This is a genomic window from Bradyrhizobium sp. NBAIM18 (assembly GCF_020193825.1).
Classification (GTDB): Bacteria; Pseudomonadota; Alphaproteobacteria; order Rhizobiales; family Xanthobacteraceae; genus Bradyrhizobium; species Bradyrhizobium yuanmingense.
Genome location: NZ_JADYVO010000018.1, coordinates 25,162 through 47,653, shown reverse-complemented (window position 1 = coordinate 47,653; position 22,492 = coordinate 25,162). Strand labels below are relative to the sequence as shown.

Annotated in this window: 19 protein-coding genes and 1 tRNA gene; 12 read left to right on the top strand and 8 right to left on the bottom strand. The window is 64.8% G+C overall.

What is annotated here, in order from left to right; all coding sequences use genetic code 11:
* Positions 1-8: 8 nt before the first annotated feature.
* Positions 9-1,652 (top strand): isovaleryl-CoA dehydrogenase, encoded by a 1,644-nt coding sequence (locus tag I6F17_RS28970; RefSeq protein ID WP_225131577.1) that lies wholly within the window; start codon positions 9-11, stop codon positions 1,650-1,652.
* 146 nt (positions 1,653-1,798) lie between these two features.
* The gene (locus tag I6F17_RS28965) at positions 1,799-2,563 is read left to right on the top strand and encodes a type II CAAX endopeptidase family protein (RefSeq protein ID WP_225131579.1); all 765 of its coding nucleotides are present in this window, start codon (positions 1,799-1,801) and stop codon (positions 2,561-2,563) included.
* Here the strand turns inward: I6F17_RS28965 and I6F17_RS28960 are convergent.
* Both I6F17_RS28960 and ruvX read right to left on the bottom strand, forming a co-directional pair.
* Entirely contained in the window at positions 2,560-3,483 is a 924-nt protein-coding gene (locus I6F17_RS28960) for an AEC family transporter (protein ID WP_225131581.1), read from the bottom strand. The two genes, I6F17_RS28965 and I6F17_RS28960, sit on opposite strands and share 4 nt — an antisense overlap.
* 3 nt (positions 3,484-3,486) lie before the next feature.
* A complete protein-coding gene (ruvX, locus tag I6F17_RS28955; protein WP_036025537.1) occupies positions 3,487-3,978 on the bottom strand; it encodes a Holliday junction resolvase RuvX in 492 nt (163 codons plus the stop codon).
* A 47-nt stretch (positions 3,979-4,025) separates the two neighbouring features.
* On the opposite strand from ruvX, the gene I6F17_RS28950 reads away from it, so the two are divergent.
* Positions 4,026-4,241, top strand: coding sequence for a hypothetical protein (locus I6F17_RS28950; protein WP_036039246.1), 216 nt, complete (start codon positions 4,026-4,028; stop codon positions 4,239-4,241).
* A 58-nt stretch (positions 4,242-4,299) separates the two neighbouring features.
* Here I6F17_RS28950 and I6F17_RS28945 read toward each other — a convergent pair whose 3' ends face one another.
* Positions 4,300-5,235 carry a cyclase family protein gene (locus tag I6F17_RS28945; RefSeq protein WP_036039244.1) on the bottom strand — a complete coding sequence of 312 codons (936 nt, stop codon included), beginning with the start codon at positions 5,233-5,235 and terminating at the stop codon, positions 4,300-4,302.
* Between the two features lie 200 nt (positions 5,236-5,435).
* Complete coding sequence (locus I6F17_RS28940) at positions 5,436-6,326, bottom strand: LysR family transcriptional regulator (protein WP_225131584.1); 891 nt, start codon at positions 6,324-6,326, stop codon at positions 5,436-5,438.
* Positions 6,327-6,379: 53 nt separating this feature from the next.
* Here I6F17_RS28940 and I6F17_RS28935 point away from each other — a divergent pair, with 53 nt between their 5' ends.
* The 8 genes from I6F17_RS28935 (at position 6,380) to I6F17_RS28900 (ending at position 14,338) form a co-directional block, all read left to right on the top strand.
* Positions 6,380-7,405, top strand: a complete 1,026-nt coding sequence (locus I6F17_RS28935; protein WP_225131586.1) for a nitronate monooxygenase — start codon at positions 6,380-6,382, stop codon at positions 7,403-7,405.
* Positions 7,406-7,591: 186 nt separating this feature from the next.
* Positions 7,592-8,668 (top strand): nitronate monooxygenase family protein, encoded by a 1,077-nt coding sequence (locus tag I6F17_RS28930; protein ID WP_225131588.1) that lies wholly within the window; start codon positions 7,592-7,594, stop codon positions 8,666-8,668.
* Between the two features lie 76 nt (positions 8,669-8,744).
* Positions 8,745-9,032 carry an Asp-tRNA(Asn)/Glu-tRNA(Gln) amidotransferase subunit GatC gene (gene gatC, locus I6F17_RS28925; protein ID WP_036025530.1) on the top strand — a complete coding sequence of 96 codons (288 nt, stop codon included), beginning with the start codon at positions 8,745-8,747 and terminating at the stop codon, positions 9,030-9,032.
* 14 nt (positions 9,033-9,046) lie between these two features.
* Positions 9,047-9,259 (top strand): hypothetical protein, encoded by a 213-nt coding sequence (locus tag I6F17_RS28920; protein ID WP_225131590.1) that lies wholly within the window; start codon positions 9,047-9,049, stop codon positions 9,257-9,259.
* Complete coding sequence (gene gatA, locus I6F17_RS28915; RefSeq protein WP_128265296.1) at positions 9,256-10,731, top strand: Asp-tRNA(Asn)/Glu-tRNA(Gln) amidotransferase subunit GatA; 1,476 nt, start codon at positions 9,256-9,258, stop codon at positions 10,729-10,731. Before I6F17_RS28920 ends, gatA begins: the two co-directional genes overlap by 4 nt.
* Entirely contained in the window at positions 10,722-11,024 is a 303-nt protein-coding gene (locus tag I6F17_RS28910) for a hypothetical protein (protein WP_225131592.1), read from the top strand. Before gatA ends, I6F17_RS28910 begins: the two co-directional genes overlap by 10 nt.
* Positions 11,021-12,499: an Asp-tRNA(Asn)/Glu-tRNA(Gln) amidotransferase subunit GatB gene (gatB, locus tag I6F17_RS28905; RefSeq protein ID WP_225131594.1), complete on the top strand. Its 1,479-nt coding sequence runs from the start codon at positions 11,021-11,023 to the stop codon at positions 12,497-12,499. Before I6F17_RS28910 ends, gatB begins: the two co-directional genes overlap by 4 nt.
* A 1,572-nt stretch (positions 12,500-14,071) precedes the next feature.
* A complete protein-coding gene (locus I6F17_RS28900) occupies positions 14,072-14,338 on the top strand; it encodes a hypothetical protein (protein ID WP_036025525.1) in 267 nt (88 codons plus the stop codon).
* Positions 14,339-14,397: 59 nt separating this feature from the next.
* Here the strand turns inward: I6F17_RS28900 and I6F17_RS28895 are convergent, their stop codons facing one another.
* Together I6F17_RS28895 and I6F17_RS28890 are read right to left on the bottom strand one after the other, a co-directional pair.
* Positions 14,398-16,419, bottom strand: coding sequence for a tetratricopeptide repeat protein (locus I6F17_RS28895; protein ID WP_225131596.1), 2,022 nt, complete (start codon positions 16,417-16,419; stop codon positions 14,398-14,400).
* Positions 16,420-16,948: 529 nt separating this feature from the next.
* Positions 16,949-17,041 (bottom strand) — tRNA-Ser (locus I6F17_RS28890).
* Between the two features lie 758 nt (positions 17,042-17,799).
* Between I6F17_RS28890 and I6F17_RS28885 the strand changes: the two genes are divergently transcribed.
* A complete protein-coding gene (locus I6F17_RS28885) occupies positions 17,800-19,329 on the top strand; it encodes a porin (protein WP_036039233.1) in 1,530 nt (509 codons plus the stop codon).
* A gap of 129 nt (positions 19,330-19,458) precedes the next feature.
* On the opposite strand, the gene I6F17_RS28880 is transcribed toward I6F17_RS28885, so the two are convergent.
* Together I6F17_RS28880 and I6F17_RS28875 are read right to left on the bottom strand one after the other, a co-directional pair.
* A complete protein-coding gene (locus I6F17_RS28880; RefSeq protein WP_346657048.1) occupies positions 19,459-19,620 on the bottom strand; it encodes a DUF3551 domain-containing protein in 162 nt (53 codons plus the stop codon).
* 251 nt (positions 19,621-19,871) lie between these two features.
* The gene (locus I6F17_RS28875; protein ID WP_225131598.1) at positions 19,872-22,295 is read right to left on the bottom strand and encodes a lytic transglycosylase domain-containing protein; all 2,424 of its coding nucleotides are present in this window, start codon (positions 22,293-22,295) and stop codon (positions 19,872-19,874) included.
* Between the last annotated feature and the right edge of the window lie 197 nt (positions 22,296-22,492).

The window sequence follows — 22,492 nt, the reverse complement described above, 5'->3', positions numbered from 1 at the left end:
GACGCAAAATGACCCAGCCCACATTTGCGACCCACGAGGTCTTCAACCAGTCGCCGCCGTTAGAGGACGTCGATCTTTTCGCCGTGGACCGGCCGCTGGTCGAGGCGGTCAGGTCCAATGGCGGCGCAGCGGCGGAGCGTGAGCTCTCCGAGTTCGGCAGGAATTGGGGCTCGGCGGCGATGGCCGATCGCGGACGCCTTGCGAACGAGAACACGCCGAAGCTGCGCAGCTTCGATGCCAAGGGCAATCGCCGCGACCAGGTCGAGTTTCATCCCGCCTATCACGAACTGATGGCGCACAGTGCGCATGCCGGCGTGCACAATTCTACCTGGACCGCGGATGGCAAGCCGGCCGGCGATGGCGCTGAGGTCATTCGCGCTGCAAAGTTCTACATGGCTGCGCAAGTCGAGACCGGCCATCTCTGCCCGATCACGATGACGCGCGCCTCCGTCGGTGCCCTGGCGATGCAGCCCGACTTGCTCGCGCGGGTGATGCCGGTGTTGTCGACCAGAAGCTACGATCCGAGCTTTGCGCCGTGGTGGGGCAAGCGCGGCATGACGCTCGGCATGGGCATGACCGAGAAGCAGGGCGGCACCGACGTGCGCGCCAACATGACGCGTGCGGTGCGCGAGACGGACGGCTATCGCATCACCGGCCACAAATGGTTCATGTCGGCGCCGATGTGCGATGCGTTCCTGGTGCTGGCGCAGGCCGAAGGCGGGCTGACCTGCTTCTTCATGCCGCGCTTCGCGCCGGACGGATCGGTCAACGCCATTCAGTTCCAGCGGCTGAAGGACAAGCTCGGCAACCGCTCCAATGCCTCGTCCGAGGTCGAATTCACAGGCGCCTATGCCGAAAGGGTCGGCGAGGAGGGCAAGGGCATCCGTACCATCATCCAGATGGTGCAGCTGACGCGACAGGATTGTGCGATCGCCTCCGTCGGCCTGATGCGCTCGGGGCTTGCGCATGCGCTGCACCATGCCCGGCATCGCAGCGTGTTCCAGAAGCATCTGGCCGATCAGCCCCTGATGCAGGCCGTGCTGTCGGACATGGCCCTGCATGTGGAGGCGAGCACGGCGCTGGTGATGCGGCTCTGCCGTGCCTTCGACCGCACGCCGCACGATGCGGCGGAGGCGGCCTATATGCGGCTGCTCACGCCCGCGATCAAATACTGGACCTGCAAGAGCGCGCCGCCGTTCCTGTTTGAGGCGATGGAGTGCCTCGGCGGCAACGGTTATGTCGAGGACGGCATTCTGGCGCGCCATTATCGGGAGTCGCCGGTCAACGCGATCTGGGAGGGCTCGGGCAACGTGATGTGCCTCGACGTGCTCCGCGCGCTCTCGCGCGAGGGCGAGGCGGCGACGGCGGTGCTGCAAGCGCTGGCGGCCGAGACCAAGGGGCTGCCGGGGGCGGGCGAGGCGGCCAGCTTCATCGGCAAGACGTTTCGGCGCGCCGACGGCGAGCGCGTCGCGCGGCTTGCGGTCGAGAAGCTGGCATTGCTGGCCGCGACCGCCGCGCTCAATGGCGTGTCGCCGCGCCAGGCCGAATTGTTTGCCGCGACCCGCCTCGCGACGAACCATGCCAGCATGTACGGCGCGGTCGAGCTCGACAGCGCCGCCGTGCGCGTGCTGCTGGAGCGGGCGCTGCCGTGACTTGGCACGGTCTCTCCGCAGCGTCATGGCCAGACCTGACCCGGCCATCCACGTCTTGCTGCGCGGCAAGAAGAACGTGGATGCCCGGGACAAGCCCGGGCATGACGATCGCTCGATAGTTTGCGCTCTCCAACGAAAGCCTGCTGATGGACTCCCTCAATCCCGATCATCCGCCGTTGACCGCGACGCCGGCGACGCCCCGCGTCTGGAAATTCTGGGGCACGGCGGTGTGGGGCCTCTTCATCTTCGTTGCGATGTTCGTGGGGCAGATCGGCGCCGTCCTTCTGCTGGCGGCGCAGCGTGGTCTACCCATGGACCTCGCTTCGCTGCAGGTCGTCGGCCGCGAGCCCCAGACGCTCGCGCTCTCGGTCATCATGGGCTTGCCGGCGACACTGGCCGCGGTCTGGCTCGCCATTCGCATCAAGAAAGCTTCGTTCATCGATTATCTCGCGCTGCATTGGCCGTCCTGGAAGCAGCTGCTGTTCGGCGCCGTCGGCCTCATCCTGATCGTGCTGCTCTGGGAGACGATGTCGCGCGCCCTCGGCCGCGAGGCGACGCCGGGCTTCATGACCGATCTGTTGAAAACGGGCCGCGACAAGGGCGCCGCGCTGCTGCTGCTGGCCGCATTCGCGGTGGCGGCGCCGATGTCGGAAGAGGTTCTGGCGCGAGGCTTCCTCTATCGTGGCTGGTCGGCGAGCTTCCTGCGCGCGCCCGGCGCGATCCTGATGTCGTCGCTGGTCTGGACAATCGTCCATCTGCAGTACGACATGTACTTCCTCGCCGAAGTTTTTGCCATCGGCCTGTGGTTCGGCTACATGCGCTACCGCTCCGGCTCGCTGTGGCTCACGATCGTGCTGCATGCGCTGAATAATCTCACCGCGGTGGTGCTGACGATGTGGCTGGGGAGCTAGGCCGCCAGCCCGATTGCGATCGGCATCGTAATGGCTGCAAAGATCGTCTGCAGCGTGATGATCTGCGCCAGCAGCGGGGCGTCGCCGCCCATCTGGCGGGCGAGGACATAGGCGCTGGACGAGGTCGGCACCGCCGAGCAGATCGCCACGATCGCCAGGCTGTTGCCGGAAAGCCCGAACCAGAGACCGAGCCCCATCGCGAGCGCGGGCATCAGCAAGAGCTTGAAAACGACGCCGACGGCTGCGCCGAGGCTTGGACGGAAGAGCCCTTCGAGATGCAATCCCGCGCCTGTGACGAGCAGGCCGATGGCGAGGGAGGAACTGCCGAGCGCGTCTGCAACCTCATGCCAAAGCCTTGGCAGCGGCAGGTGGGTGACATTGACAGTAAGGCCGATAATGCAGGCCCAGATCAAAGGATTGCGCACCAATGTCATGACGATGGCACGGCCGGATTGCTTTTCCGGGGATGCGTAACGAGCGAGCACCGAGACGCTGAACACGTTGACGAGCGGGATGATCGCCACCATCGCAACGGAGGCGAGCGCCAGCCCGACATCGCCGAACAGATTGGCGGCGATCGACAGCGCAACGAAGGTCTGCCAGCGCGTCGCCCCCTGGAAGATCGAGGTGAAGGCGGGGCCGTCGATGCCGAGCCGGGACAGGGCCGGGCGCAATGCGAGGCAGAGCAGCGACATCGCCAGCGCCGACAGCAGCAGCGCGCCGCCGACGCCGGCGACCGGCACCTTGGAGAGGTCGGCTTTTACCAGGGTCTGGATCAGCAGCATCGGAAACAACACGAAATAGGTCAGCTGCTCCAACCCGTGCCATTGCGTGTCGAGCCGCATCAGGCTGCGCTTCAGCACGATGCCGAGCACGATCAGGATGAAGACCGGCAGCAGCGCCGCGATGACGACGGCCATGGATCAGTCCGGTCCCGGGCTCGTGCGAAGATTGGCAAGGCGATCGAGTGCGCCTTGCAGGATGAAGATCGCGGCGTGCTCGTCGATCACCTCGGCCCGCTTGGCGCGGCTGACGTCCATGCCGATCAGCTCGCGCTCGACCGCCGCGGTCGAAAGACGTTCGTCCCAGAGACCGATGGGCAGCGCGGTCAATCCGGCCAGATTTCGCGCGAAGGCGCGGGTCGATTGCGCGCGCGGGCCTTCGCTGCCGTCCATGTTGATGGGCAGGCCCAGCACGAAGCCGACCACCTTGCGCTCGGTGGCGATGGCCAGCAGCCTGGCGGCATCCTGCTTGAACTGCTTGCGCTGGATCGTCTCGACGCCGGTCGCAAGCCGCCGGTCCGGATCGGATACGGCAACACCGATGGTCTTGGTGCCCAAATCGAGGCCGACCAGCGCGCCGCGCGCGGGCCAGTGGGTTGCAGCATCGATGAGAGGCAGGATAGGAGCGGGCATGGCTTTAGCGCATATCATGCGTCGCGCCGCGGGGTGAACTGGTAACCATGGATGCACTGACACTATTCGGCCTGTTTGCCGTGACGGCGATGCTGGTCTGCTATGCCCTGGAGGATCGCAGCCACTGGTTCGTGCTGCTGTTCGCGGCGTCCTGCGCGCTGGGGTCGGCCTATGGCTTCCTGCAAGGCGCCTGGCCGTTCGGCCTGGTCGAGGCGATCTGGGCCATCGTGGCGTTGCGGCGGTGGCAGGTGAGGCCGCGGTGACGCAGGGGCGGGCGAGGGGCCTGCCGCGCGGCAAGCGGCTCCTCGCCCGGTTTTCAGCTCAGCGGATCGCGATCGGGTTGATCATGGCCTGCACGGCGCCGGTCCAGCGCGGCTGGCCCAGCACGAACAGGAATTCGTAGCCCTTGTCCCGGGCGAGCGCGGCGGTGTCCATGTTCTCGAGGATATAGGTCCCGTTCATCGCGAGCAGAATCTGGTGGACCTCGAACACGGTCTTGCCTTCGAACGGCAACACCTCGAGCCCCCAGGTGTCGGCGCCGACCGCGACGACGCCCTTGCCGGCGAGGTACTTCGCGCCTTCGACGCCAAGGCCGGGCTCGCCGGCCGAGTAGCGCTTGTCGTCCTTGCCGATCAGGCTGAGCCAGCCGGTGTGGAAGATGACGACATCGCCCTGGCGGATCTCGACGTTCTGCTGCTTGGCGGCTTCCTCGATCTCCTTGACGTTGAAGGCGGTGCCTTCCTTCACCACGTCAGTCTTGAAATAGGCGGCCATGTCGAGCAGCACGCCGCGGGTGACCATCGGCGGCACCTTCTCGATGCCGAGCTTCTTCAAGCCATTGGGATCGGCGAAATCGGCCAGCTTGTTGCCGTTGTAGTAGACGTGCTCGACGCCGAGATGGCCGAGCCCGTCGAGCTGACTGCCGATGCCGACCCAGCTGTCGAGGATGTCATCGTTGTAAGTGGCCTTGTTCGGACCGAGACCCGGGGTGCCGGCCTGTCCGGGCTGCACGATGGTGAGCTTGAAGGTGCGCGGCGGGTAGGCGGGCGTCTGCGGCGTGACGGGGATGCCGAGGGCGTAGGTCTTGCCGGTCTTCACCAGCGATGCCGCCTTCACCACGAGCTCGGGCGTCATGTAATTGGCGGCGCCGATCTCGTCGTTCGGCCCCCATTTCGATTTGGTCCAGTCCTGTGCGCTTGCAGTTCCTGAAATCGCCGACAACGCAGCGACGCAGCACAACACGAGCGTATTGCGCATCAATAATCCTCCCGATGTTTTCTGCCGGTGTTTGGCTTCGTTTATGGTTTCGCGCTCGCCAGTCACTCATCCTAACGTAGAAGAAGCGCGGGCTTCAAAGCTTTTCGAAGTGCTGCGCTGCGATGGCAGCACGCAGCGCGGATCGATTCAAACGCGATGGATTTGTGACGAATTTCGTGGCGTGGAACGTTGGCGCTCCGTCATGCCGCGATGACGTCCTCGTCCTTCTTCAGGCAATCGGCAAAACCGCTCAGCGCGCTGTATTGATGTCCGGCGCGGCGCTGGATGAAGAGTGTTTCGACACGTGCATGTGACGGGCTCATCGTGTGGACGGCGACAACGCCGTTCATCGCGCTGCGTTCCACGACGGCGCGCGGCAGCAGCGTCACGCCCATGTCGGCGGCGACGCAGCCGATCATGCCGTCGAGCGTGCCGAGCTCGAAGCGCGCCGCCGACGGCCAACCGAATTCGACGAAGATCTGTTCGAGCCGCTGGCGATAGGTGCAGCCGGTGCGGAACACCAGCGCGGTCGGACCCGACTCCGGCGTGCCGGCGCGCAGCTCGGCGAGCGACGCCCAGCGGCGCGCGCTGACCAGCACCAGCTCTTCGCGGAACGCGCTCGTCGCGGTGAGGTCGTCATGCGCGATGGGTCCGGCGACGAAGGCGCCGTCGAGCGTTCCATCGAGTACGCTCGCGACGAGGTCGGCGGTCGGCGCCGTGCGTAAGGAAAGGCGCACCGCAGGGAAGCGCCGGTGGAAATCGGCGAGCAGCGGCGGCAATCGCACGGCTGCCGTGGTCTCCATCGATCCGATCGCGAGCGGTCCTTTCGGCTCGCCATCGTCGCGCGCGGCGAGCAAGGCTTCGCGCGACAGCGCCGCCATCTTTTGCGCATAGGGGAGGAGGCGCTTGCCGGCGCCGGTCAGAGTCATGCCGCGCGAGTGCCGCTCGAAAAGCGGCGTGCCGATCTCCGCCTCCAGCGCCTTCACGCGCTGGGTGACATTCGACTGCACGGTGTTGAGCTCCTCGGCGGCGCGGGTGATGCCGCCGGTGCGGGCGACGGCGGCGAAGGTCTTGATATCGCTGAGTTCCATGGCGTCGTTTCGCTTTTGAGATGGCAGCATTCACAACAATTCATTTTTCGAGAATGCTAGTCGCGCCTAGTCTCGCTGTCCAGATCAGGGGAGGAGCCATGCCGATCACGACGTCGCTGACCACGCTGCTGGGGATCGAGCATCCGATCCTGCTGGCGCCGATGGATGTCATTGCCGGCAGCCGTCTGGTCGCGGCAGTGAGCCGCGCCGGCGGGTTCGGCATTCTTGGCGGCGGCTATGGCGAGCGGGTCTGGCTCGAGCAGGAGACGACGAAGCTCGCCGACCTCAGTGCACCGTTCGGGATCGGCTTCATCACCTGGAGCCTCGCCAAGCGGCCCGAGCTTCTCGATGTCGCGCTCGCTGCAAAACCAGACGCGATCATGTTGTCGTTCGGCGATCCCGCGCCGTTCGCGCCCAAGATCAAGTCCGCCGGCGCGCGCCTGATTTGCCAGGTGCAGGACGAAGCGATGGCGCGGCAGGCGCTCGATGCCGGTGCTGACATCCTGATTGCGCAAGGCACGGAGGCGGGCGGTCATGGCGCTTCGCGCACCACTGTCGATCTCGTGCCCGCCATCGTCGATCTCGTCGCGGGGCGCGTTCCAGTGGTGGCGGCTGGCGGCATCGCGGATGGGCGCGGCCTCGCGGCCATGATGATGCTGGGCGCGAGCGGCGTGCTGCTCGGCACGCGCTTCTATGCCAGCCAGGAGGCCGACGGTGCGGAGGAGGCCAAGCGCCGCATCTGCGCGGCGAACTCCGGTTCGACCGTGCGCGGCATCCTCTTCGATCTCTCCCGCAACAATGTCTGGCCGGCGCCGTTTACCGGGCGGTGCCTGGTCAACGATCATGCCAAGCGCTGGATCGGCCGCGAGGTCGAGCTGATGCAGAATGTTGCCGCAGTCGCTTCCGAGTATGCGGCAGCAAGGGCGGCGGGCAATTTCGATGTCGCGGCCGTGATCGCCGGCGAGGCGGTTGGGTTGATTCATGATATCCCACCGGCGGCGGAGATCGTCGAGCGGATTGCGGCGGAGGCGGAGCAGTTGATCGCCGGGCGGAGAAACTCGGCGGTGGCAGTGGCGTAGACTTCTACCCTCCCCTGGAGAGGGAGGGTCGATCGCGCGAAGCGCGAGCGGGGTGGGGTGACAGTCTCTCCATTGAGGCGGTACCCGTGTTGAGAGATCACCCCACCCCGCTTCGCATTTCGCTTCGCTATATGCGAACCGACCCTCCCCCTCCAGGGGAAGGTAAGAAAGAACGAGAGAACAACCATGTGGCCTGACCGTCGACTGATCGATCTGTTCAAGACCGAATTCCCGATCGTGCTGGCGCCGATGGCGGGCGTGATGGATGCGGAGCTGGCGATTGCGGCTGCGCAGGGCGGGGCGCTGGGGTCGCTGCCGTGTGCGATGATCTCGCCGGAGAAGGCGCGCGAGCAGGTTGGTCTCATTCGCCAGCGCGTCAAGGCGCCGGTCAACATGAACTTCTTCTGCCATACGCCGGTCGATCTGACGCGCGAAGCCGAGGCGCGGTGGAAGCAGCGGCTCGCGGCGTACTATTCCGAGCACGGTCTCGATCCCTCCGCGCCGATCGCGGCTGCGAACCGCGCGCCATTCGATGCAGCGTTCTGCGAAGTGGTCGAGGAGCTGAAGCCAGAGGTCGTCAGCTTCCATTTCGGCCTGCCGGAGCAAGCGCTGCTGAGGCGCGTCAAGGCGGCGGGCTGCCGCGTCATCTCGTCCGCGACGACGGTGAAGGAAGCGGTCTGGCTGGAAGAGCGCGGCGTCGATGCCGTGATCGCGCAAGGTGCCGAGGCGGGCGGCCATCGCGGCATGTTCCTGACCGACAAGATCGCCGAGCAGCCCGGCACCTTCGCGCTGGTGCCGCAGGTCGTCGATGCCGTGAAGGTGCCGGTGATCGCGGCGGGCGGCATCGCCGACGGACGCGGCATTGCCGCGGCCTTCGCGCTCGGTGCCGCCGGCGTGCAGATCGGCAGCGCCTATCTGCGCTGCCCGGAATCCAAGCTCAGCGCGGGCGGCCGCAAGGCGCTCGCCGAGGCGCGGGACGATTCCACCGTCATCACCAATGTCATGACCGGCCGGCCTGCGCGCGGGGTGCAGAACCGGCTGATGCGCGAGGCCGGCCCGATCTCGCCGGATGCGCCGCCGTTTCCCCACGCCGCGACGGCGCTGGGGCCGCTGAAGGCGGCTGCCGAAAAGCAGGGCAGGGTGGATTTCACCAATCTCTGGGCAGGGCAGGCCGTTGCGTTGGGCCGCGAGCTTCCCGCCGCCGAATTGACCCGGGACCTGGCCAAATCGGCGCTGGGGCGCATGAAGGCCCTCGCCGGATAGGGGGAAGCGCCGGTTGCGGCGCAAAAGCGGCCTCTGCTATACGGCACATGGGATTTGCCGTAAGAGGCCTTATATAATGTCCGTCGACGCCGCTACCGTCCGCCGCATCGCGCATCTGGCGCGCATTGCGGTTTCCGAGGGCGAGGTTCCGCATCTGCAGGGCGAGCTCAACGCCATGCTCGCTTTCGTCGAGCAGCTCTCGGAGGTCAATGTCGAGGGCGTGGAGCCGATGACCTCGGTCACCCCGATGCAGATGAAGAAGCGGCAGGACGTGGTCGACGACGGCGGGATCGCCGACGATATCGTTGCCAACGCGCCCGCGACCGAAGGTCACTTCTTCCTGGTGCCGAAGGTCGTTGAATAAACAGGTTAGGTCCGATGTGCCTGCTTTGCGACGATGAGAAGGCCTATCAGGCCTACATGAATTATCTCGACAAGATGGAACGGCAGGGCAAGGCTGCCGATCCCAACGTCGCCGTCAATGCCGTGCTCGACGAGATCGAGGCGGCCGCGAAAGCCGCCGCCAAAAAGGACGACCCGGCCCACGACAAGACCCTGTCTCCGTTCTTCTGCAGCCCGATCAATAAATGACCGATTTGACATCGCTGACGCTCGCCGAGGCCCGCAAGGGCCTCGCGGCAAAAAATTTCACGTCGCTCGAGCTGACCGACGCGCATCTTTCCGCGATCGAGAAAGCGCGCGTGCTCAACGCCTTCGTGATGGAGACGCCGGACCAGGCGCGCGCCATGGCGCGCGAGGCGGACAGCAAGATCGCCAAGGGCGATGCGGGCCCGCTCGCCGGCATCCCGCTCGGCATCAAGGACCTGTTCGCGACCAAGGGCGTGCGCACCACGGCGTGCTCGAAGATCCTCGGCAATTTCGTGCCGACCTACGAGTCCACCGTCACCTCGCAGCTCTGGCGCGACGGCGCGGTGATGCTCGGCAAGCTCAACAATGACGAGTTCGCGATGGGCTCGGCGAACGAGACCTCGTGCTTCGGCCCCGTCGGCAATCCCTGGCGGCGCGAGGGCAGCAACACCACGCTGGTGCCGGGCGGCTCGTCCGGCGGCTCGGCCTCGGCCGTGGCGGCGCTGCTCTGCATGGGCGCGACCGCGACTGATACCGGCGGCTCGATCCGCCAGCCGGCCGCGTTCACCGCGACCGTCGGCATCAAGCCGACCTATGGCCGCTGCTCGCGTTGGGGCATCGTCGCCTTTGCCTCCTCGCTCGACCAGGCGGGCCCTATCGCGCGCAGCGTACGCGATGCCGCGATGCTGCTGCGCTCGATGGCCGGCCACGATCCCAAGGACACGACGTCGGTCGATATCCCCGTGCCGGACTACGAGGCGGCGATCGGCAAGTCCGTGAAGGGCATGAAGATCGGCATCCCCCGGGAGTATCGCCTCGACGGCATGCCAGCCGAGATCGAGAAATTGTGGAGTGAGGGCGCGGCGTGGCTGAAGGCGGCCGGTGCCGAGCTAGTCGAGGTGTCGCTGCCGCACACCAAATACGCGCTGCCGGCCTATTACATCGTGGCGCCAGCAGAGGCCTCGTCCAACCTGGCGCGCTATGACGGCGTGCGCTACGGCCTGCGCGAGCAGGGTAAGAACATCATCGAGCTCTACGAGAACACCCGTGCGGAAGGATTTGGCGCCGAGGTGCGCCGCCGCGTCATGATCGGCACTTACGTGCTCTCGGCCGGCTATTACGATGCCTATTACCTGCGCGCGCAGAAGGTGCGCACGCTGATCAAGAAGGATTTTGAGGACTGCTTCGCCAAGGGCGTCGACGCCATCCTCACCCCGGCGACGCCGTCGGCGGCCTTCGGCATCGGTGAGAAGGGCGGCGCCGACCCGGTCGAGATGTATCTCAACGACATCTTCACGGTGACCGTGAACATGGCGGGCCTGCCCGGCATCGCGGTGCCCGCCGGCAAGGACGCGCAGGGCCTGCCGCTCGGACTGCAACTGATCGGCCGTCCGTTCGACGAGGAGACGCTGTTCTCGCTCGGCGAGGTGATCGAGCAGGCCGCCGGCCGCTTCACGCCCGCGAGGTGGTGGTGAATGTCGCCGTTTTCATCGCGAGCATCAGTGGCGCGGCGCCCGCGCCGGACCTGAACGCGCCGCTCGCCGGCCTGTGGTGGGCGGCGAAGGGCGACTGGGACCGCGCGCACAAGATCGTCCAGGACGAGAGCAGCCGCGAGGCCGCCTGGGTGCATGCCTATTTGCACCGCGTCGAAGGCGATCTCGGCAATGCCGGCTATTGGTACCGCCAGGCCGGCCAGCCGGCGGCAAAGGATTCATTGGAAGCGGAGTGGGAGCGGATCGCTGCCACGCTGCTCGGGAGCAGGACATGAGCACGGCCACGCACAAGCTTCTCAAGGGCTCAACTGGTGACTGGGAGATGGTCATCGGCATGGAGATCCATGCCCAGGTGACCTCGAACGCCAAACTGTTCTCGGGCGCGTCTACCGCTTTCGGCGGCGAGCCGAACAGCCACGTCTCGCTGGTCGACGTCGCGATGCCGGGCATGCTGCCGGTCATCAACGAGGAATGCGTCAGACAGGCTGTCCGGACCGGGCTCGGCCTCAACGCGCAGATCAACCTGCGCTCGGTGTTCGACCGCAAGAACTATTTCTATCCGGACCTGCCGCAGGGCTACCAGATCAGCCAGTACAAATCGCCCATCGTGGGCGAGGGTGAGGTGATCATCGATCTCGACGGCGGCAAGACGGCCACCATCGGTATCGAGCGGCTGCATCTGGAGCAGGATCCCGGCAAGATGCTGCACGACCGGTCGCCGTCACTGTCCTACATCGATTTCAACCGCTCTGGCGTGGCGCTGATGGAGATCGTCTCGAAGCCTGATATCCGCGACGCCGAGCAGGCCAAGGCCTATGTGACCAAGCTGCGCTCGATCATGCGCTACCTCGGCACCTGCGACGGTGACATGGAGAAGGGATCCCTGCGCGCCGACGTCAACGTGTCCGTGCGCAGGCCCGGCGCGCCGCTCGGCACCCGCTGCGAGATCAAGAACATGAACTCGATCGCCTTCATCGGCCAGGCAATCGAATATGAAGCGCGGCGCCAGATCGAGATCCTGGAGGACGGGGGCGAGATCGAGCAGGAGACGCGCCGGTTCGATCCCAACAAGGGTGAGACGCGCTCGATGCGGTCGAAGGAGGAGGCGCACGACTATCGCTACTTCCCCGACCCCGACCTGTTGCCGCTGGAGTTCGACCGGGACTTCGTCGACGCGCTGAAGGCGAAGCTGCCCGAGCTGCCGGACCAGAAGAAGGCGCGCTTCGTCGCCGATTTCGGCCTCTCGGCCTATGATGCGAGCGTGCTGGTCGCCGAGCGCGAGAGCGCGCTGTTCTACGAGACGGTGCTCGACAAGCTCGCCAACCGCGCCCGCGACGGCAAGATGGCGGCGAACTGGGTGATCAACGAGCTGTTCGGCCGTCTCAACAAGGAAGGCCGGGATATTACGGCCTCGCCCGTCAATGCCGGGCAACTGGCTGCGATCATCGACCTGATCGGCGAGGGCACGATCTCGGGCAAGATCGCCAAGGATCTGTTCGAAATCGTCTGGCAGGAGGGTGGCGATCCCCGCGCGCTGGTCGAACGCCGTGGCATGAAGCAGGTCACGGATCTCTCTGCGATCGAAAAGGTGGTCGACGACATCATCGCGGCCAATCCCGACAAGGCGGCGCAGGTGAAGGACAAGCCGCAATCGCTCGGCTGGTTCGTCGGCCAGGTAATGAAGGCATCCGGCGGCAAGGCCAACCCGCAGAGCGTCAACGACCTGCTCAAGTCCAAGCTCGGCGTCTAAGCCTCGCGCATTCGAACGAGGTGACGGACGCGTTTCGTCACCTCGCTTTCAGTTCTCGCTGCGACGCTCGCGCGCATCCTCTACGGCAAACTTCATCCTGATCGACGGCGATGCGGCGGCCGAATCGCCGCCGCGCGATTCGCCCGAAACGGCGGCTTGAACGCGCTCCGGCGAGCGCCCGCGCCGTTAAGCATGAAAATATTTTCGTTGCCAAAAATCGCGACTCAGAGTCCGCGAAACGCCTTTGCGAGGCGACAGCACGATTGTCGATGCGCATCGCTGCGTTGGTCGCGCGCGATATGCGCGTGCGAAAAAATACTTGCTGCATAGTGTTTTCGTGCAATCGCATCGTTCGCGAACGTCGGCGATGCGCGCGCTCTGCATGATCGCAAGTGCACGTCGTACGAAGCGCCTGCGTCGCGCCCGCCAAGCGCAGGCGCCTTGCTGCGTCAACACTTCTTTAAGTGAGAAGCTGTTTTTTTCTTCGTGTTGGTGTATTCGGGATGAAGTGCATTCGATCCCCGAGTGCACGCAGCGATTAAAGCCATCTCACACATCGGAGGGCAACATGGCCAAGAAAGCGAAGAAGGCGAAGAAGGCGAAGAGCGCAGTGAAGAAGACTGCGAAGAAGACCCGCAAGGTCGCGAAGAAGAAGAAGTAACTTCGCTTCTGAAGTTGCCGGCTCCAGATAGCCGGCACGTCATCAGCGCCTCCTAGAGGTTCTGGTCGACGATAGAGGGTGTCGGCGAGACATCAGGTCAACGGTCGGACCGTTCTCTTTCGCGGTCCGGCAGAAGAAACGAGTTTTCTTCGTTCGGTGCGGTTCTCCTCAAACGGGCTCCGCAATTTCACGACAGGCCTTCGGGCCAAAGTGGAATCTGGTCCTGACGTGTTCGCCGACGCCCTCGTTCCCTTGAAGCCGGGGCATTGCCGGCATTCCTCTCCCTCACATCGTTGATTTGACCGCGTCGCGTCCGAGCGCGCTTCTGTCGTGCCGGCTTGATCGCTTGGCTTGGAGAGGCAAGGCGGCCTGTGGCGTGATCGCGCGCCGTTTCGCCCAGCGGTGTCGCCGCCCGGCTCCGACGGGCCGATCCAGCACGCGCGGCTTGTCGTGGAACGATTGCGGCCGCTGGAATACTGGGGCACCCGCCTGCTACCTTCGCCGCTTCGGCGGCCCCGAGACCGCATACCGCGGAAGCCTTGGCGTAGCGGGGGCGCGGGTGACGCCAGTTGAGGAAATGCAACCACATGACCTGCGCCACCGCGCGCGATGGTTATCGATGTCCTGAAATCCCAAGGTAAACCGAATCTGACGAATGACAGAAGTCCCTGCGAATCATGGACTTCTTGAATTCTCGGCGCAGGAGGCGCGCGCCCGCGTTTACGTCTGCTTCATCGCGATGCTTAAACTGCCATTCAAATTTGCCCGCCATCATCGCCTCCAACAAGCCGGCAAACGGCGACGGGGAAGAGTTGAACAGTGCACGATCCCGTGACGGGTCATGCACATCAGAGGTTGGACGGGAGCCGCGCTCGGGGGACGAGGCGGCATAAGAACAAAGGGGATGCGTGATGTTTCAGGGTACTTTCGATCTGGAGACGGCGACGCCGGTCGATGCGAGCGCGCTGTCGGACGTGCTGTTCGAGCGCGGGATCTATTGGGCGAGCGGCCGCTCCGGCATCGTCGATCTCGTCGCCGCGCACAAATGGTTCAATCTCGCCGCGCTGAAGGGCCGCAAGGACGCCGTGGCGCTGCGCCAGGAAATCGCCGGGCAGATGTCGGAGGCCGAGATCTCCGTCGCGCAGCGTGAGGCGAGAGCCTGGGTCTGCGCGCACTGAGCGTCACTTCGCTTGGGAACCGGACCTTGACCGGGCGGCGCCACCTCGCCGAGGCGGCTTCAGGTCGAGGTTTGCACGGCAAACGAGGCCGGCGCTTCGCCCGCGCAATGCCTGCGCCAGATTTCGTCGAATGCCTTTTCGATATCCCGCGTCATGCGGACAGTATCGAAAAGCGGGCAAGTGGTCCGGCGCGTCGCCAGCTTGCTCCTGAGCGCGACGCGAAGTTCGGGATCGTGCGCGATCCGAAGCGCCAAAGCCTCATATTCCTCCAGCGATCGCGTCACCAGCTCGGGAAGGCCCACGGCGTTCAGGAGGCTGGCTGCAACGCGTCCGGCGAAGGTGGTCCCAAGGCACGTCAGGACCGGCAAGCCGGCCCACAGGGCGTCGCTGGCCCCGGTGTGGGCGTTGTAAGGCAATGTGTCCAGGAACAGATCGGCGACCTGGTGGCGCGCCAAATGCTCCTCAGCAGGGACGCGCGGAGCGAACACGATTCTCTCGGCGACAATCCCCCGCGCAACGGCTTCGCGCTTCAGATTCTCCGTGGCGACCGGGTCACCATCTAGCAGCCAAAGGACGCTTCCGGGGGTCTTGTCGAGCAGCCGCATCCAGACGCCGAACAACGGGGGCGTGATCTTGGGGCTTCTGTTGAACGCGCAGTAGACGAACGCATCGTCCGCCAGTCCGAACTGGCTCCGGCTCGGTGGATTTGACGGGAGCGGTCGCTTCGCGTCGGTCGCCTGGTAGCTATTGGGAAGATAGATCACCTTCTCGGCGTAATAAGTCTGCTCTGCTTCGGGGATGACGATTCGGTCGGCCATGAGATAGTCGACATAGGGGGCGCCCATCGTGCCGGGAAAGCCGAGATAGCTGACCTGGATAGGAGCCGGCCGGCGCGCAATGATTTTCGGCCGTGCACCGGCGGTGAAGCCGCCGAGATCGACGAGAACCTCGATCTCGAGCTGGCCGATCAGCTTGACGACGTCCTCGTCGGCAAGATCGCTGACATCTTCAAAACGTTCGAATGCGGCCCACAGGCGGTTGCGCATCTGGCTGTCGTCATCGGGCCCGTAGGAGATGGCGGTGACGTCGAAGCGCTCGCGGTCGTGCGCCTCGAAGATTCCGGCCATCAAATACGCGGTGGCATGACTGCGAAAATCGGCCGACATGTACGCGACCCGGAGCCGGGACGCCGGTCTCGGCGTTCCGGGCCTGGCGGCGCCCCCGTCGGGGGTCACCTTGGCGACATAGGCCTTCGCGCAGGTCAATTGGCGTGCAGGCGATGAGGAGACATGAAAGAAGGTGAAGGGGTCGACCGGCACGCCTGCCTCGGCAGCGCCTTCCATGGTGGCCTGTTCACGTTCGAAGCTGCTCCAGTCGGCGCGCTTCCGCTTGCAAGCAACGAGGTTGCTCAGCGCAAACGGGAACGTCTTATCAAGTGCGACCGTTCGTTCCAGAGCCACGATCGCTTCGTCGTCTCGCCCCAGCTGGCCAAGAACCTCAGACAACGCGAAATGGTTTTGTGGGTCGGCCGGTGCAAGCTCGATGGCGCGGGCGTAGCTGTCACGCGCTTCCTCGAGTCGACCAAGCTGCTGCAACGCGCTGCCTCGGTTGGCGAACGCGGCGCTCGACGGTGCGATCGCAATGGCGCGATCAAACTCGGCTATGGCGTCGCGAAGCTGCTGCCGTGCAATGAGGATCGCTCCGCGATTGAGATGCGCGTCCGCGAAGTTCGGAGCCAGGGCGATTACTTTCGCAAGCCAGACGAGCGCATCGTCCGGCTTGTCCAGCGCGCGCAGCACGTTGGCATAGTTGAAAAGAACGTCGGGATTGCCGGGGTCGACGCGTGCAGCCTTCTTCAGCAAAGGCTCGGCGTCCGCAAAATGGCCGCGCTGGGCGTGCAACAGCCCCAGCATATGGAGCGCGACGGCATGCGTTCTGCTTCCCTTCAGAATGGTCGTGTAGGCCCGTTCCGCTTCCGATAGATTGCCCGAACGGTGCGCCGCAATGGCCTGGTCCAGAATAGCTGACGGATGGAGCGAGGAGGGGGCCGAGGCTCCCTTGTTGCGGCCTTGTTGCGACATGCGATGGGCTCTCGACCCGACGTAGGGGAGTCTGTGCTCGGGCGAAATGGTGCAAAAACTCTAGTCACCTTTGCCGGCGAGAACAACGGCCGCGCCGCCTGCGCTCATTCGCACGGGCGGACGCGCTTGCGCTGGAGCAAGTTTCTTCTTCATGGCGTCGCCTAGAATCCGACGGCATGAGCAACCAGGCTACGAATGGACGATGGCTGCCGATTCAGATCGCTCCCGACGAGTGCGACCTGGAACTCGGGCGTCTGCACAAGACAGGTATTGTGCCATGGTCCTTTCCATGCCGGCGTAAGGGCGGCATCTGGTTCAATGTTTGGGCCGATGAGGCCGTGCTGATAGCGCCCTCGCATTGGCGGGTCTGGCGATCCGGCATTTAGGTGGGGGCTCACATATATAAGGAGCGCGCGAATCGCGCGGGCTCGCCGCCCTCGTTCTTGTGCGGAACTTTCGTACCGGCGTCGCCCATCGCCTTCCGCTGGACGCGCGCAGCGACCTTGATTCTGCTTCCGGGATTCTGGGGTGGCGGAGAGGGAGGGATTCGAACCCTCGATACAGCTTGAGACCGTATGACGCTTTAGCAAAGCGTTGCCTTCAGCCACTCGGCCACCTCTCCGGTGCGAGCCTTATGCATCTATTTGCTCGGGCTGGTCAATTTGGAAGCGCGTGTTTTCGCGCGAATATTCCCAGCGATTTGCGAAACGAGACGGGTTTGCTCTTGGACCAGGGTATGGCGCTGAATTTTCGAGCAAATTCAAAGGTACAAAGAAAGGACGAGCACCTCCAGATCCTGGTTCGCCGAGTTGTCCGGCCCGGTCGTGCCGCTCCGCGACCTCCATATCTCCATATAGAGAGTGATAGAGCGACGCCCGGCGGCCGAGGCATTGCAGGGACCTGCTTCGTCAGATTGCGCGGCAGGGAGGCGGGTCGATGCCTGCCCACTGAGTCTCCTTCTGATTCCACGATTCGTGCGCCTCAAAGCTGGCTCAAGCCGAGCTCTGGCGCGCGGCGCCTCATGTGCGGAACTTTGATGGCATTTGGAACCGCTCCGAAAAGATCAATGTAAACAATGCGTTACGAGGGCGGTTTGATCACATCTGCGTGTTATTTGTGCAACACCCGTTGGAAAACACGCTGTACCGGCCCGTTTCGGAGCGTTCTCTTGTTGTGTGTGCAAGGACGTTCGGTAATTGTGACTGAGCGACGGAGGGGGGCATCCCGAGGTCGTCCCGTTTAGGTCATTCGCTTAAGTCCCTCGCGTTCATGCGGGTGTGTCCGAAGACGCGAAGGGGCCGAAAGCGGTGATTTAGAGGGGGTTGGGGAATTGGCCGTCCGGTCAGTGACCTTCCCTGAAGAGCAACTTGGAGGTTTAACATGAAGTTGGTTAAGAGCCTTTTGCTCGGCTCAGCGGCGGGTCTGATCGCCGTGGGCGGAGCTCAGGCAGCCGATCTCCCCGTGAAGGCCAAGGCGGTCGAGTACGTGAAGATCTGCTCCCTGTACGGTGCTGGATTCTACTACATCCCGGGCACCGACACCTGCATCAAGTTCGGCGGCTATCTGCGTGCCGACATGCTGTTTAACACGAACAGCGACTACGGCATTGGCCAAGGTGCTCCCGGCGGCGCCAACAACCGTCTGGACAACTACTACCAGACCCGCGCTCGTTTGGACTTCACCATCGATACCCGCACGGCAACCGAGTACGGCGTGGTCCGCACCTACGCCGATACGGTTTTCAGCTGGGATGCCACGTCGGTGACCGGCAGCGCCCCGTCGGCCTTCTCGGTCGGTTCGGCTTCGCTCGGCCTCTACCATGCGTTCATCCAGTTCGCTGGTTTCACCTTCGGCCGCACGGTTTCGATCTTCGACGCACCGTGGCAGAGCTATCCGGCTGGCGGTCCCGACTTCCTTCCGGGCGGCAGCAACAACGTCACCGGTGTGAACCAGGTTGCTTACACGGCTGATTTCGGCCAGGGCATCACGGGTTCGATCGCGTTGCAGGATATGACGACCGCTGCTGGCGGCCAGTCGAACCTTTGGAACGCGAGCGTGACGGGCGTTGCGGGTGCAGTGGGTGGCTTCGCCTCGACTGCAGCTGCGGGTGCTGCCTTCATCCAGGGCATCTACGGTGTGAACGATTGGGGTGGCACGCGCATGCCCGACATCGTCGGTCAGGTCCGTGTTGATCAGGCCTGGGGTCTGTTCCAGATCTCGGCGGCGGCTCACGAGCTCCACTCGGCTTATTACGGTACGACGGAGCTCACGGGCCATCCGTCGGACAAGTGGGGCTGGGCGGTGCAGGGTGCCTTGTCGATCAAGAACATCCCGACCGGTGCGGGTGACTCGATCAACTTGCAGGCGGTCTACACCGACGGTGCTTCGCGGTACAACTTCCAGAGCCTGTTCCCGCAGACCATCTTCATCTACGGCGGCAGCGGCATCGCTTATCAGAGCATCGGCTTCGCCGGTATCGCTGATGGCGTGTTCGGTTCCGGTCTCGGTATCGAGACCGTCAAGACCTGGGGCTTCCGCGGTGGTTATACCCACAACTGGTCCCCGAACTGGGCGTCGGGCATCTACGGTGCTTATGCTTCGCTCCGCTACGGCGATCAAAGCAAGGCTCTGATCTGCGCCAACTTCGCTGCTGCTCTGGCCCCCACCCCTGGCTCGACCTGTAACCCCGACTTCAACCTCGCGGTTATCGGCGGCAACCTGGTCTGGACCCCGGTCAAGGGTCTCGCCTTCACTGCTGACGTGAGCTACGTCTGGCTCGACCAGAAGCACTCTGGCGTCGTCACGGGCGCCAACACGGGCAATGCTCTTGTTGCCAAGCCCGCAGCGACCTACGAGCTGAAGGATCAGGGTAACCTCCAGATGCTCCTGCGCGCTCAGCGCAATTTCTAAGATCGACCCTCGGTTGATCCACGAACCCCGGCAGGAAACTGCCGGGGTTTTTCTTTGGAGCGTAGCGCTTCGCCTAACGTGCGGACCTTGTTGGCTCGCAAGCAGGAATGTCGGCTAAGTGCTATCAAACTACCATCTCAGGCCCTTCCACTCCTTGAAGGCATAGGTCGGGTTGAGACCGCAGGCATCGATTGTGCCCGACGCGGTCGCCATGCACTGGCTGTAATTGTACAACTGGCAGTTGCCAGGATTCTCCCAACGCCGTTCTTGCAGGCAATAGCGATCCTGGATGCCGGTTACCTGTGGCTGGGCAGGATGGCGGTTCTTGCCGAAGGGGGGAGCCGCCGGTCGCGAGGCCCGACGAGATCAGGGCTGCGAACAGGAACGCACCGACCACGCGCAGCGTGACACGTTCCCAGCTTTGTGAGGCATAAGCTAACCGGTGCGCGGGACGCTTGGTCCAATCCTATCGTCAGATCGCTGGTGCCGTCGACGAATCCTGCCGAGCCCTGCCCAGCAGCCAGGCTCTGATTCTACGCCCGTTACTGCACGCTGACGGCGCCGCGGCGCAGATCGGCTTCGATCTGCAAGCGGGTGCCGCCGCCGAAACGGGCGCGGTAGACTTGAAGGTTCTCCATGATCCGCTGCACATAGTTGCGCGTCTCGGAGAACGGAATCAGCTCGACCCAGTCGACCGCGTCGACCTTGGGGTCGCGCGGATCGCCGTAACGCTCGACCCACTTCTTCACGCTGCCGCGGCCGGCATTGTAGGCGGCGAACGTCATGATGTAGGAGCCGCGATAATCCTCGAGCAGTCCGCCGAGCTCGGCCGAGCCAAGCGTGGCGTTGTAGACGGAGTCGTTCTTCAGCCGCCCCAGGTCGTAGGTTGCGCCGTGGCGCTTGCAGACGTAGCGGGCGGCATCCGGCGTCACCTGCATCAGCCCGTAGGCCTGCGCCGGCGAGACCACCGACGGGTTGAACGCGCTCTCCTGCCGCGCAATCGCATAGATGATGCTGCGTTCGACCTCGGGGCCGATCGGCGTGAACTGAGGAATGCCGTTGACGGGGTAGGCGTAGAAGTCGAACGGCAGGCCGCGGTTGAGCGCGGCCTTGCCGAGCAGCAGCATGCCGCGCGCGTCGCTGTAGCGCTGGGTGAGCTCGCCGAGGCCCGCGAGCGCCTCGGGATCGCCGTTCTCGCCCATGTCGGCGAGCATGGGCACCGCGAACTCGCGCTCGTCGAGCTCGTAGAGCAGTTGCGCGGCGCGCACGATCTCGAGCCGCTCGGCGCCGCGCCCGCGCGGCTGGCTGTTGAGCTCGATCTGCGGCAGGCCGAGCTTTGCGCGCGCGAGCTGGCCGTAATAGCTGGTCGATTGCTCGGCCGCCCGCGCATAGGCGTTACGCGCCTCCTGCTGGCGGCCCAAAGCTTCCGCGGCGCGGCCCTGCCAATAGCCGGCACGCGCCAGCGCGGTCGGATTGACGCTGCCGACCCCGATGCGAGCAAAATGCTGCGCGGCGGTCGCGGGATCGTTGAGGAAGCGCAGCGCGATCCAGCCGGCGGTGAACTCCTGCTCGGTCTTGTAGATGTCGCGCGAGGGCAAGGCGGCGTCGCGCGCGATCAGATAGGCGCTGCGGAATTCTTCGGTGTCGATCATCTTGCGCGCCAGGAGGCGCCGCTCGATCCACCATTCATCGAGATTGTGGAGGCGACCCGGATCCTTCGGCGCCGACAGCATCAGCTGGGCGGCTTCAGTGAACTTCTCCTCGCGGCGCAGCAGCTGGATCTTGCTGAAGATGAAGCCGGGATCGCCGTGCAGCTCGCGCGGCACGGCATCGAGCAGCGCCCGCGCGTTCGGCGCTTTCTTGACCGCGGCGATGCGGGCCTTGGCGAGCGCGACATAGCCGGCGCCGAGACGCTTGGCGGCGCGTAGCGCCGCCTCGTTCTCGCTGCCGTAGAGCAGGTTGTCCATCCGCGCTTTCTGGTCGCCCGGCGTGAGCAGGGCGCCGAACTGGTCGAGTGCGTTGTTCTCGGTGTCCTCCGACATCGGATCGGCGCGCCAGGCGTCCCGCACCAGCCGCTCGGCATTGGCGCGGTCGCCGCGCGCCAGCATCGCCCTGGCGAGCGTGAAGCGGCCCTTGGCGGAGATCGGCGACTCGTTCTCGAACCACGACCACGCGACCGACTCGTCGCGCCTGTCGTCCCACATCGCGGCCTCGAGCCGCCGGCGCAGGAAGGTCTGCGACGGCCAGCTCGGATTGGCTGAGAGGAAGGCGCGATAGCGTTCCACGGTCGCGCCGTTGTCCTCGCTGCGCAGGATGATCCATTCGGCGAGCTTTCGCGCGACCGGATCGGAGATGCCGGCCGCGGCATTGGTGGCGTCGCCGGCCTTGCGCTTGCGCACGAGCTCGATGACGCTCTCCAGGGTGTCCTTGTCAGCCTGCGACGTCGACGATGTCGCAGCGACGGCGGCCGGGATGACCGGCTTGCGCGGCGCTGCATGCTGGCGCGTTGCAGGCGCCAGTATGGGAGCTGCGGCGGGTCTGGCTGGGGCCGGCGCAGTCGGTTTGACGGTGGCAGTCACGGCCGGGGCGGGGGCTGCCTTGGGCGGCGCGCCGCTCGCAGTCGGCGCTGCCTTTGGCGCGGAAGCAGGTGCCGTGGCAACGGGAGCGGTGGCCGCAGGCTTGGGTTTGTCTTTGGGCTTGTCCTTCGCCGGTTCCTTGCTGGCGTTCTTGCCGGCGTCCGGCTTCTTCGCGGCATCCTTGGCGGGGGTGCCAGGCGTACCCTTGCTTGCGGCCTTCGCGGCGTCCTTGCCGGTTCCCTTGGCTGTATCCTTCGCCGTTTCCTTGGTCGATCCCTTGGCCGGGCCATTCGCGGCGTCCTTGGAAGCTGGCTTGGCGGGATCCTTGGTCGCCGCGGCCGTCTCGTTGGACTTGGCGAGCGCGGCGCAGCCCATCGACAGCCCAGCCATCAGGCACACGGCCAGACCCAGGGATCGCCACGCGGCAGGAGCAAAGGAGGTCACGGCGTTTCGTCGCCCCGAATCAGTGAAGTGGCTCAAGACCTAGCTGAATTTGCTTGAATATGCGGAGAAAATACCAACAGCCGCTTACCTCGGGCCCATTTGCACCAGCACCGCGGCAAAATCGCGGCCTAAACCCAGCCTCG

What these genes read in the sequence shown, in the direction of transcription:
- I6F17_RS28970 (WP_225131577.1), top strand. Translation starts at nt 9, where the DNA reads ATGACCCAGCCCACATTTGCGACCCACGAGGTCTTCAACCAGTCGCCG.
- I6F17_RS28965 (WP_225131579.1), top strand. Translation starts at nt 1,799, where the DNA reads ATGGACTCCCTCAATCCCGATCATCCGCCGTTGACCGCGACGCCGGCG.
- I6F17_RS28960 (WP_225131581.1), bottom strand. Translation starts at nt 3,483, where the DNA reads ATGGCCGTCGTCATCGCGGCGCTGCTGCCGGTCTTCATCCTGATCGTG.
- ruvX (WP_036025537.1), bottom strand. Translation starts at nt 3,978, where the DNA reads ATGCCCGCTCCTATCCTGCCTCTCATCGATGCTGCAACCCACTGGCCC.
- I6F17_RS28950 (WP_036039246.1), top strand. Translation starts at nt 4,026, where the DNA reads ATGGATGCACTGACACTATTCGGCCTGTTTGCCGTGACGGCGATGCTG.
- I6F17_RS28945 (WP_036039244.1), bottom strand. Translation starts at nt 5,235, where the DNA reads ATGCGCAATACGCTCGTGTTGTGCTGCGTCGCTGCGTTGTCGGCGATT.
- I6F17_RS28940 (WP_225131584.1), bottom strand. Translation starts at nt 6,326, where the DNA reads ATGGAACTCAGCGATATCAAGACCTTCGCCGCCGTCGCCCGCACCGGC.
- I6F17_RS28935 (WP_225131586.1), top strand. Translation starts at nt 6,380, where the DNA reads ATGCTAGTCGCGCCTAGTCTCGCTGTCCAGATCAGGGGAGGAGCCATG.
- I6F17_RS28930 (WP_225131588.1), top strand. Translation starts at nt 7,592, where the DNA reads ATGTGGCCTGACCGTCGACTGATCGATCTGTTCAAGACCGAATTCCCG.
- gatC (WP_036025530.1), top strand. Translation starts at nt 8,745, where the DNA reads ATGTCCGTCGACGCCGCTACCGTCCGCCGCATCGCGCATCTGGCGCGC.
- I6F17_RS28920 (WP_225131590.1), top strand. Translation starts at nt 9,047, where the DNA reads ATGTGCCTGCTTTGCGACGATGAGAAGGCCTATCAGGCCTACATGAAT.
- gatA (WP_128265296.1), top strand. Translation starts at nt 9,256, where the DNA reads ATGACCGATTTGACATCGCTGACGCTCGCCGAGGCCCGCAAGGGCCTC.
- gatB (WP_225131594.1), top strand. Translation starts at nt 11,021, where the DNA reads ATGAGCACGGCCACGCACAAGCTTCTCAAGGGCTCAACTGGTGACTGG.
- I6F17_RS28900 (WP_036025525.1), top strand. Translation starts at nt 14,072, where the DNA reads ATGTTTCAGGGTACTTTCGATCTGGAGACGGCGACGCCGGTCGATGCG.
- I6F17_RS28895 (WP_225131596.1), bottom strand. Translation starts at nt 16,419, where the DNA reads ATGTCGCAACAAGGCCGCAACAAGGGAGCCTCGGCCCCCTCCTCGCTC.
- I6F17_RS28885 (WP_036039233.1), top strand. Translation starts at nt 17,800, where the DNA reads ATGAAGTTGGTTAAGAGCCTTTTGCTCGGCTCAGCGGCGGGTCTGATC.
- I6F17_RS28875 (WP_225131598.1), bottom strand. Translation starts at nt 22,295, where the DNA reads ATGGCTGGGCTGTCGATGGGCTGCGCCGCGCTCGCCAAGTCCAACGAG.